The sequence below is a fragment of the Arthrobacter globiformis genome, from assembly GCF_030818015.1.
Classification (GTDB): domain Bacteria; phylum Actinomycetota; class Actinomycetes; order Actinomycetales; family Micrococcaceae; genus Arthrobacter; species Arthrobacter globiformis_C.
The window spans coordinates 2,292,945-2,302,760 of record NZ_JAUSZX010000001.1 but is presented as its reverse complement, the minus strand read 5'-3'; the positions used below and the strand labels follow the sequence as shown (position 1 = coordinate 2,302,760).

Sequence of the window (9,816 nt, the reverse complement as noted above, 5' to 3'; positions counted from 1 at the left end):
ACTGGTCACTGGCAGCAGGGCGAAGACGTGTCGGTTCCGGTCAGTTTTGGTGGCGGCGGACGATTGATTGGAGGTCTTGGAAGTTGCCCTGCACGTTGGCGTAGATGTTTTTGTACAGCTGGAAGTACTCCATGTACATGTCGTGGTTCTGCTGATCGGGCTCAAGGTGCTCCCTATAGGTGCACCATTCCTTGGCGACACTGAAGTCATCGAATACTCCGACGCCCACGCCGGCCAGGATGGCGTCCCCGAGGGGCGCCCCGGTGCGGCCCTTGAGCATTGCCGTCGGGATGCCGAAAACGTCCGTGATGATCCGGCGCCAGACTTCGCTTTTCGCCCCACCCTCGTTGAAGATGAGAGGGTGGTTGATCTTCAGTCCCGTTCGCTGCAAAACCGAGAACGAGTCAAAGAGCGCGTATGCGACGCCTTCCATGAAAGCCCGGAAAACGTGGCCTCGGTGATGATGCAGTGAGAGGCCGAACATGACGGCGCGGGCTGACGTATCCCAAATAGGAGAACGCTCACCCATCAGGTAGGGCAGCACCAGCAACCCTTCGCTGCCAGGCGGGACGTCGCGGGCCTGGAGGGTGATCAGGTCGTAGGAGCTGACCTTGAGGAGCCGTTCAACGTCGGCCTCGCCCTCGCCGAAGGTGTCGCGGAGGTACCGCAGGGCCTGCCCGCCGGTGGTCGTGACTGCGACGGCAGAAAACGTGTCCCGGGGCGAGGTGGTGTACGGGATGTTCACCATCCGGAGACCGTCCGGGGAGCTGAGGTAGTCCATGTTCTGGTGCACGACGCCGAGGACGCCGCTGGTCCCGAGGTTCAGCTGCATGTCCCCGGCTTCGACCGCTCCGCCGGCGATCCAGCCCGCGTTGCAGTCGACCTGTCCTCCAACGACGCGAGTGCCGGCGTGGAGGCCGGTGGCGCCGGCAGCCTCGGCCGTGATGCTTCCCACCACGTCGGTGCTGTCGCAGAGGCGGGGCAGGATGTTCGGGTCAATGTGGAGCTTTTCCAGGATGTCGTCGTGGAAGACGCCTTTTCGGATGTCGAAGGCGACCCCGTAGAAAACGGCCGAGCTTGTGTTGAGGGTGAACTCGCCGGTGAGCCGGGACACAGTGAAGCCGTCGATGGTGAGGGCTTTGTAGACCTTGTCATAGATCTGCGGTTTGTTGCGCTGATACCAGAAAAGGTTGACCAGGTTGGGATGGTCCTCGATGCGGTTGGCCGTCACGTCCTCGATGACGGACTCCCCCACGACGTTCCTGATGACGGTAACTTCTTCCAGGGCGCGACGGTCCATGAGATTCATGGCAGGGGCCACCGGACGCCCCTGGTCATCGACCAGCACCATGGACGGCAAGGCGCTGGAGACGGCTATTCCCGCGATTTCCTGCGGCAGGCACTGGGTGTCCCGCAGCACCTGCTGGTTGAAGAGTCGTTACCGCAGCATTCGGTATGACGCGCGATTCGCCGACGGACGCGAGGAGAACGGCGTCGATTTGAACGCCGTTCTTCAGGGAGCCCGCTTCCCTGCGGACTACTGGTCCACGCGAAACGGCGCCGACCTGGCATGCCCAGAAGAAGGCACCGGGCTATGGGTGGACTATCCCTACGGTCGGCCGCTCTACCAGGCAAAATAAAGAACCAGTGCCCGGTGAGGGTTCCTCAAACGCGACTATGCACCGCACCCACTTCGGCTGTCCATGGTTGGGGGCAATAATGAACAGAAACTTGGGAGAGCGGACTAACCGTGACAGCAACACTGAATGAAACAACGCTGGACGCCCCGGTGGATGTCCGGTTCACCGCCACCGGTATTCCCCTGGCCGTCCGCTACGACGGGCGGGTGTGGGTCGTGGCAGCGGAACCAGTGCACTGGTTCGACCGGGACTCCTGGTGGCCGACCCGGCGCAGCGCACCGGTCGGTGTCGGGAACGTCGTGGACATCGAACGTTGGCGCGTGCAGGTACGCCTCGGGTCCTCAACGTCGGCGCTGCGGACCTTCGAGCTGCGCCGCGATCCGCTGTCGGAGCAGTGGCTGCTGGAATCCATCGCTGACAACTGATCCAGCCCTTGCGTAGCGTGGGCCCATGGGACTGATCTACGACGATGCGGCTGGCCGCGCTGACACTGACGCGCAGCGCAACGGTGCCGGGTACCTGGCGGAGCTGGTCATCGCCTTGGCCCGGGCCAGGTTTATCGCCCTCGATGAGCTGGCCCGGGCCACCGGGCCCAGCACGGCAGAGCTGCTGGATGCAGTGGAAGTCGAGGCGCTGGAAGGTCTTGATGACGGCGCCTGACCCGCGGGTCGCTGCCGGGTTGCCGGCGGGGCTTGCCCCGCCGGTGAAAGTCGCCTTGGCCCGGGCCGTCACCAAGATGCCCCGGGTCGGCGCACTGCCCGGAACTTTAACCTTTGAGCCCAAATGGGACGGGTACATTCACTGCATCCTGTCAACCCGTGGTCCGATCTGCGAGGAGAAATGCAGGCACCTTCGCTTGGGCGTTCGTGGGGCTCATGCCTGAATAGACCGTCGCCCCTCAAGGTCATCGCGTCGAAACGGCGGGGCGCCGATGAGCTCCTTCGAGCGCCGGCGTCACCTGTCTCGTAACTAACGATGGGCGAGTTCAGGTGGTGAGTGCAACACCCTGAATTCTGTGGGGTGTCGTCGATGGGCAGACCGTGGTCGTGGGTGTTCGTTTAGCGTTCTGGGAAGGGCTGGATGCCGGGCTGTCGGTAGCCTTAGCGGCGCAGGCCGCCGGGGTGTCGCGTCCGACCGCGTACCGGTGGTTGAGCGACCATCAGAAGGTGTTGCCATCGCCGGTTCCGGATTTCACTGTGCCCCGTGCAGGGCTTTTGTCGTTGCGTGAGCGGGAAGAGATCGGTTTCCAGCTCGCCCAAGGCCTTGGAGTGCGTCGTATTGCCGCCGTTCTGGGCCGGGCTCCGTCGACGATCAGCCGGGAGGTCGCAAGGAATCGGGTCGGTGATAGGTATTCGCCATCGCTCGCGCAGGAGCAGACGTGGGCTCCGTGCCCGTAGGCCGAAGCCGCGGAAGTTGGACGGGTTAGCGTTACGGGAACAGGTCACCACGATGCTCACCGACCGGTTCAGCCCGGAACAGGTCGCTGGCCGACTGAAGGTGGAGCATCCGGAGAATCCGGAGATGCAGGTGTCACACGAAACGATCTATCAGACCCTCTACGTCCAGGGCCGCGGATCCTTGCGCCTGGAAGTTGCGACGGCGCTGCGGTCCGGACGGGTGAGTCGGCGCCCGCAAAGACCGGAGGGTCCTCGCCCGCAGCGGTTCCGGGAGATGGTGATGATCTCTGACCGGCCGGCCGAGGTCGAGGACCGCGCCGTTCCCGGCCATTGGGAATCTCAATGTTTCTGTCAAGCCGCCTGAGCTCTGCTGCTTGGCATTGTCTCCTGGTAGAGGGTGTGGTCACGGAGCATGGCCCAGAGGACATTGATGCGGCGGCGGGCGAGGGCGATGAGGGCCTGTTTATGGGACTTCCTTCTCCGCGCTTCCGGTCGTAGTAGATTCTTGAGGCCGGGCTGTTTTTGAGGCTGGAGAGGGCTGCGAGGTAACAGGTTCGCAGGAGTCTGCGGTTGAAGCGACGCGGCCGGTGCAGGTTACCGCTGATTCGTCCGGAATCACGTGGGACGGGAGACAGGCCTGCGACGCTGGCGAGCCGGTCGACAGAGTCGAACGCCTCCAGATTGCCACCGATGTTGGCGAGGAAAGTCGCCGCAAGCACGGGCCCGAAACCCGGCATGCTCAGCAGAACATCGGCGCTTTCGTGCTGCCGGAACAGGTCGGTGATCTGGGCATCGACGTCGTCGATCTCTGCATCGAGAGTGTTGATTTGTGCGGTCAGCCGGGCGACCAGGGCTGAGCCTGTGGTCTGTGTTGGCAGGACGGTGTGCTGGGAGTTCGCGGCTACTAGGGCCTTCTCGGCCATCTTGGCACTGTTCCGGCAGCCGTGTTTCTTCAGCCAGCCGGCGAGCCGGGTTAGACCTGTCCGCCGGATACTCTCGGGGGTCTGGTAGCGACCGAGAAGGATGAGGGGCGCCTTCTTCGAGTAATCGAACGCCCGCTCGAGCGCAGGGAAGTACTCCAACAAGGTGGCACGGAGCCTGTTAATTGCCCTGACACGGTCGCAGATCAGATCGTTGCGACGGGCGGTCAGGAGCCGCAGGTCCACGCTGATCTGGTCTCCACCACGGACGGGTTGGAGGTCGGTGCGCATCCTCCGCGCCTGGTCCGCGATGATCCTGGCGTCCTTCGCGTCGGTCTTGCCGTCGCCGCGGTATGTTGCTGCGGCGTGGTGCACGATCCGTCCGGGGATATAAAGCAGCTTCTGTTCATGCGCTGCCAATAGCTCGATCAGCAGCGCGGCGCCGCCGGCGTTCAGGTCCGTGGCCCAACAGACATCGCCACCGGCCGCGATCTCGACGACCTTTGCGATTAACTCGAGGAGCACGCCCTCGTCGTTTTCAACCCTCATCGAGAGCAGGACCTTCCCGGCCTGATCGATCACCACGCAATGATGAGCCCGCTTGCCCGAGTCGATTCCCACCCAAACCGCCGGCATGCTTATCCCCCTTCGATCAGCTTCAACTTTTCGTGGCCCTGTCGATAACTACGCCGGCACGTCCTTACCCAACGATCAATGTCGTAATTCTCAATCAGCGGTCGAGTCATCGGCGGGCAGCGGGCGGCCATTCCCAGTGAGCCGTCCAAGCGGCAGGGAGACTTGTGCCATACCCGCCACCCGAGGGTGATCGAAACACTACGACAGCCCCGAAATCACCCACAACAAAAACGTAAGGAAGGGATTTAATCATCGGTTCGACGGCATCGAAGTCCGCGATCGGGACCCTCATCGAACGCACCACGGGATACGTGATGTTGCTGCATCTGCCTGAGGACCACACCGCCCGCACCCTCGCCGACGCCATGATCACCGCGATGAAGACCTTGCCCGAGCAGCTGCGCCGTTCGACGACCTGGGATCAAGGAGCGGAGATGTTCCTGCATCAGGAGATCACAATGGCAACCGGCATGCCGATCTACTTCTGCGACCCACATTCGCCCTGGCAGCGCGGCAGCAACGAAAACACCAACGGGCTCCTCCGCGAGTACTTCCCGAAAAGCACCGACCTGTCCTTCCACGGGCCCGGAATCCTCGAGAACGTCGCCGCGGAACTCAACCGCCGGCCACGCAAACGACACGGCTACCGAACGCCAGCAGAAGTCCTCGCCGAGCTAGTCTCGAACCCATCAACTAAATCCGGTGTTGCAGGCACCACTTGAATTCGCCCATCAGGGCGGAGGCACCCCTCCCCCAGACAGCGGTCCCCGGTCCCCGCGACCCGGGGACCGCTTCATGCCGGCCACGGTAATGCTGAAGCACACGCAATGTGCCCACCACCCCGTTATCGGGCTCCTGCAGATCCCAGACCCCTGGCCACTTCCCCGGAAGTGGGACTCCCGTCTCAGGTCGCGATGGAGACGTTGCCGGTGACCGAGAGCACCGGTTCTTTGACGCAATCCAGCCCGGAGAAGGCACCTAGCCGCTTCGGGGACCGCCGTCACACGGGGTGGGATGTTCTCCACCTGCGGGGGCCGTTCGGACCGCGAGTTGGGACTGAACTTTCTGGCTCTCCTCCAAGAAGACGATGCCGCTGCTGGCGATGAACAGTGGTGGGTGAACCGGTGGTCTCTGTCGTCCCGAGTGAGGTTAAATGAGCGGCTTTGTATTTATCCATCACGTCAGCGGGAATGCGCCCGCGGCTACTGACCTGGATACCGTTCTGTTTGGCCCACTCCCGAACGGCCTTAGTGCCCGTATCGCCGACAGATCTACGCTGACTGCCCCGGCCAGCGGACTTACGAGCGGCTGAAAGGTATCGCTTCATCGCGTCGCGGAGCTCATTTGCATGAGCTTCATTCAGATCAATCTCGCACTCAACGCCGTCGATCGCGAAGGAAACTGTCTCGACTGCCGCAGAACCGTCGAGATCATCCTCGAGCAGCACCACTGTCTTTTTGCCATCAGTAAAGACTACTGCTGCCCGCATCGTCTCCTACTCCCCTCGGCACGATACACGTGGCATTTTTCCAAGCCGCAGTGCGTGCAGCCTCGGCATGCGACCTGCCCGGACCTCCAGGCGGGGCAAGTGCTCAGGTCAGTGATGAAACGCTGACGCTGAGCGTTGTCTTTGAGGCATTTTTCCCTCACGGCGGTGCTTGGGCTTAGCATGGCGGTCTCTGTCGTTCGCGCTCACCGGGGTAGCGTGGGCGACATCCGGTAAGAGGCGGTATCCGGCCCGTCCTGCGGAGTCCAGGGGAAGGCGGCGTTGACAGGTGTGTATCAGTGAGTTGTGGGACAGGCTGGATTCCACGACGAAGAACTGGCTCACGGACAATCCCGGATGCCAGATCCTGCCGTGGACGATGTCGGCGAAGATCAGCAGCGCTGGGGGCGGAAACATTGATTGTGACCAACACGGGCAGATGGTGCTGACTCCGGAGGACCGCGCCTTTATCGCAGTCAAGGCCAACGCCACCCCGGATGCTCCGGGCAACACCGGTTCTTGATGCTGGGCCCAGGCGCGGCGGGGCTGTGACCCAGACCACGGCCTGCCTGCCATGCCAGACCCCGCGGCCAGTCTCAGGTCGGACTGCTGCCGGGATCAGCTGTGCAGGCCTGTGTCGGTGGTGTCCGCGCAGGGGACGGGTCTCAGGGCTGCGAGCTCGCCGAGCTGCTTTTTACGCCGCGCTTCCTCCAACCAGCCCATGCAGGCCCGTACCTTTTCCAAGTCGTCCCGCGCTCGGGCAGCTCACAAAGTGTGCTTAGGCAATGAAGCTGGCTAGAAGCCGCAGAGCCAGGTTGAGGACCGGCGACGGGCCGGTGTGCCTGTAGGCATGGGGTACGGCTCGTCTCGGGACCGCCGCCGGCCTGCGCCGCATTTAGGCGGGATCAGGGATTGACACAGGCCCACATGTGCCTTCCAGTGTCCGGGAGCGGTCTCGCGCTGTGCCCATCGGTTGTATCCGGCAACGCCCTCAGGTGCCGGAGATCTGGACAGGTGAGGGTGAACTCCGTAAATTCAGGAACGGAACCCGGTACCCCGTCCAGGCGGGAACCCTTCCCTGCCTTTGCGCACGGCCGCCAAGGCGGCCGCTGGAGCAGTGTGGCGGCAAAACCGGATGCACGCCGAGAAAGAAGTGACCATGATGATCTCGCACTTTCAACGGTTCCTCGATGAAGCCACCATCCCCGATCCCGAGTCGGACCACCCGCTTGGGCCGGACTGCCTCTACGGCCTGTACACCAGCTGGTGCCTGCTCCACCGGATCGGTCCGGTGTCCGACATCGCCTTCCGGGCCGCCATGCGCCGCTTGGGCATCGATATTTATCACGTCCGGCTCGAAATGGCCGGTCCCGCCGCGGCCGACTACATCCTTGCCAGCTACCCCGGGACACCGTAAGCCTACCTTTGAGAGCAGACGCCCACCCGGACGCGAGCCAGTCAAAAGCAAGACCCGGGCAGAATCTATTCCCCACCCCTCACTGGGGCAGTTTCCATTCCTGAATGGTGCGCCAACCACGAAACGGGGGAAGAGCCGAATTGTTCCTCCCCACTGCAGACGCTGGACGCAGATCGGAGCGATCGGGGCAGGTGCCCCGCGTTTGATCGGGGCCGGTCACCACACGTTTTACGAGCTGGCCGTGTAAGGTGGGCTTGCCCTTTGCCTCCAGGGTCGGATTCCTTCCTGTCCCCGCCCTCCCGCGGGGAGGGGTTATGGATCGGGTCCGGGAACAGACAGATAATGAATGCACGGTACGTCCCGTGCCGCCGGCGCTCAGGGTGTGGAAAACGGCGTGGTATTCCCAGTCCTTTGGCTCCCGGCCGTACCTCCGTGAGCAGGAAGGTTCCTATGGCGCTGTCGGATGAAGAGCGCAGGCGCCTTGAAGAGCTGGAACAGGAACTGACCGCCACCGATCCGGATCTGGACAGGGAACTGAAGGCCGGATTGTCCCGCAGCAGGGCGGCGGCACGTATTGTCTACGGTGTCCTGGCCGCTTTAGCCGGTCTCGCAGTGATCATCGCGGGGAGTATCACGCGGCTGACGGTCCTCGGTGCCATCGGCTTCCTGCTGATGGTTGCAGGCGCTCACGGGTTCCTCAGCGGCCTCTGCCCGCGCGGGACAGGTCCGGGGGGCAGCCATGAAACGCGAAACTGAAAAAGCGCTCTTCACGGCCGGGCTCGTCCTCCCCGGCGCGGGCCCAACTGCGGGTTCTGACGCTGAGATCACAGTTCCGGGGGTGCCCGAGCTCGCGTTCCATCTGGGCACGGAGCCCGGGGGCCACGGGTTGTGCGGCCGCCCAGCCGGCCTCTACATTGAGGCATGACCAACCCAGCGGGCCAGCAATCTGTCGTTGAGCTTCACGACCCGAGCACCAGCGGGGCAAGGGCCGCCCTGTGTTTGCCCACGGGAGGGCCAGGATGCGCATAGGTCTGATCGCTCCGCCCTGGATACCCGTGCCTCCGCCGGCCTATGGCGGCATCGAGGCCATAGTTGACTCACTGGCCCGAGGTCTGACCGCTGCTGGACACGAGGTCCTGCTCGCCGCAGCGGCAGGCAGCACCTGCCCGGTCCCCCAACTTCCAGGGGACTTCGTTGCAGACCTGGCCAGAGTCGGGACGGGATCAGATGAGCTCCGGCACATTGTGTCCGCCTACGAAGGGATGGACGGCGTCGACCTGGTCCACGACCACACCCTCGCCGGGCCGCTGTACCGGCACCGGCCGAACCAGGCACCCATCATGACCACAGCGCACGGACCTCTCACCGGCGAGCTGGGCCGGGTCTATCAGGCGATAACCGCCGACGCATCTCTCATCGCCATCTCACACCACCAGGCCAGCGCCGCCCCGGAACTAAGGATCAGCGGTGTCATCCACCACGGCATCGACGCCGCCGAGGTACCGGTCGGAAGCGGCGGGGGCGGCTACGCGTGCTTTCTGGGCCGGATGAATCCGGACAAGGGCCTGCTCCAGGCCATCGAGGCCGCACGGCTGGCAGAGATGCCGCTGCGGATTGGGGCGAAAATGACCAGCCGGGACGAACACGAGTATTTCCGCGCCGTCATCGCGCCACTGCTCGGGCCCGACGTGGAGTATCTCGGCGAGCTGAACACCCAGGACAAATACGCCCTGCTGGGAGACGCCGTGGCCCTGCTGAATCCTATTCAATGGCCCGAACCGTTCGGCATGGTCATGATCGAGGCCCTCGCCGCCGGGACCCCCGTCATCGCCACTCCCCAGGGCTCGGCCCCGGAAATCATCGACGACGGCGCAACCGGCTTCCTGCGCTCCGGAATCCACGAACTCGTTCTCGCCCTGCACGACGCCGGAACCCTGGACCGGCGCATCTGCCGCCACGCCACCGAAACACGCTTCAGCGCCGAACGAATGACCTTTGAACACCTTCAGCTCTATAAGGAGACCCTCACTGGTGCTCCCCGTACGGCCATGCCGGCAATCAGACGTTCCTAAGTCGAGCTCGAGGACGAGAACCAGTCCCGATCATGAGGCATTCATACATGTGGACGCTTCTCCCCTGCGTTGGCCGGAACGCCGGTCAGAAGGCGCACGGACAAGGGCATATGAAGGAGGGCCCTCCACGGCGAATCAAATTTCTATCTGCTCGGGTTTCTATCGGTTCAGCCCCGCGGGATGCTCTGTCCTCCGTACCGTCGTCCGTGCGGCCCGGGCCGGCATCCTGATCCTCGGCAGGGCGGACA

The 9,816-nt window shown here is 63.6% G+C and carries 10 protein-coding genes and 2 pseudogenes; 9 read left to right on the top strand and 3 right to left on the bottom strand.

Going from position 1 to position 9,816, the window contains the following annotated elements:
• Window positions 1-40: 40 nt before the first annotated feature.
• Window positions 41-1,420 carry an FGGY-family carbohydrate kinase gene (locus tag QFZ23_RS10660; protein ID WP_306922778.1) on the bottom strand — a complete coding sequence of 460 codons (1,380 nt, stop codon included), beginning with the start codon at window positions 1,418-1,420 and terminating at the stop codon, window positions 41-43.
• A gap of 330 nt (window positions 1,421-1,750) precedes the next feature.
• Here QFZ23_RS10660 and QFZ23_RS10655 point away from each other — a divergent pair, with 330 nt between their 5' ends.
• From QFZ23_RS10655 to QFZ23_RS10640, 4 genes are all read left to right on the top strand, one after another.
• Window positions 1,751-2,065 carry a hypothetical protein gene (locus QFZ23_RS10655; RefSeq protein ID WP_373427870.1) on the top strand — a complete coding sequence of 105 codons (315 nt, stop codon included), beginning with the start codon at window positions 1,751-1,753 and terminating at the stop codon, window positions 2,063-2,065.
• 25 nt (window positions 2,066-2,090) lie between these two features.
• Entirely contained in the window at window positions 2,091-2,300 is a 210-nt protein-coding gene (locus tag QFZ23_RS10650) for a hypothetical protein (protein ID WP_306922776.1), read from the top strand.
• Window positions 2,301-2,680: 380 nt separating this feature from the next.
• Window positions 2,681-3,037, top strand: a complete 357-nt coding sequence (locus QFZ23_RS10645; protein ID WP_306922774.1) for a helix-turn-helix domain-containing protein — start codon at window positions 2,681-2,683, stop codon at window positions 3,035-3,037.
• Window positions 3,038-3,089: 52 nt separating this feature from the next.
• A complete protein-coding gene (locus tag QFZ23_RS10640) occupies window positions 3,090-3,401 on the top strand; it encodes a hypothetical protein (protein ID WP_306922773.1) in 312 nt (103 codons plus the stop codon).
• Here QFZ23_RS10640 and QFZ23_RS10635 read toward each other — a convergent pair.
• Window positions 3,389-4,599, bottom strand: a pseudogene (locus QFZ23_RS10635) (IS110 family transposase). The gene QFZ23_RS10640 and the pseudogene QFZ23_RS10635 overlap by 13 nt on opposite strands.
• A 236-nt stretch (window positions 4,600-4,835) precedes the next feature.
• On the opposite strand from QFZ23_RS10635, the pseudogene QFZ23_RS10630 reads away from it, so the two are divergent.
• A pseudogene (locus tag QFZ23_RS10630) lies at window positions 4,836-5,315 on the top strand (IS30 family transposase); the annotation flags it as partial.
• Between the two features lie 278 nt (window positions 5,316-5,593).
• On the opposite strand, the gene QFZ23_RS10625 reads toward QFZ23_RS10630, so the two are convergent.
• The gene (locus QFZ23_RS10625) at window positions 5,594-6,082 is read right to left on the bottom strand and encodes a histone-like nucleoid-structuring protein Lsr2 (RefSeq protein ID WP_306922771.1); all 489 of its coding nucleotides are present in this window, start codon (window positions 6,080-6,082) and stop codon (window positions 5,594-5,596) included.
• A 286-nt stretch (window positions 6,083-6,368) separates the two neighbouring features.
• On the opposite strand from QFZ23_RS10625, the gene QFZ23_RS10620 reads away from it, so the two are divergent.
• The 4 genes from QFZ23_RS10620 to QFZ23_RS10605 all read left to right on the top strand — a co-directional run bounded on the left by QFZ23_RS10620 (window position 6,369) and on the right by QFZ23_RS10605 (window position 9,568).
• Entirely contained in the window at window positions 6,369-6,602 is a 234-nt protein-coding gene (locus tag QFZ23_RS10620; protein WP_306922769.1) for a hypothetical protein, read from the top strand.
• A 636-nt stretch (window positions 6,603-7,238) separates the two neighbouring features.
• Complete coding sequence (locus QFZ23_RS10615) at window positions 7,239-7,496, top strand: hypothetical protein (RefSeq protein WP_306922767.1); 258 nt, start codon at window positions 7,239-7,241, stop codon at window positions 7,494-7,496.
• A gap of 450 nt (window positions 7,497-7,946) precedes the next feature.
• Window positions 7,947-8,252, top strand: a complete 306-nt coding sequence (locus QFZ23_RS10610) for a DUF3040 domain-containing protein (RefSeq protein ID WP_306922766.1) — start codon at window positions 7,947-7,949, stop codon at window positions 8,250-8,252.
• 263 nt (window positions 8,253-8,515) lie between these two features.
• Window positions 8,516-9,568 (top strand): glycosyltransferase family 4 protein, encoded by a 1,053-nt coding sequence (locus QFZ23_RS10605; RefSeq protein ID WP_306922765.1) that lies wholly within the window; start codon window positions 8,516-8,518, stop codon window positions 9,566-9,568.
• The last annotated feature ends 248 nt before the right edge of the window (window positions 9,569-9,816 follow it).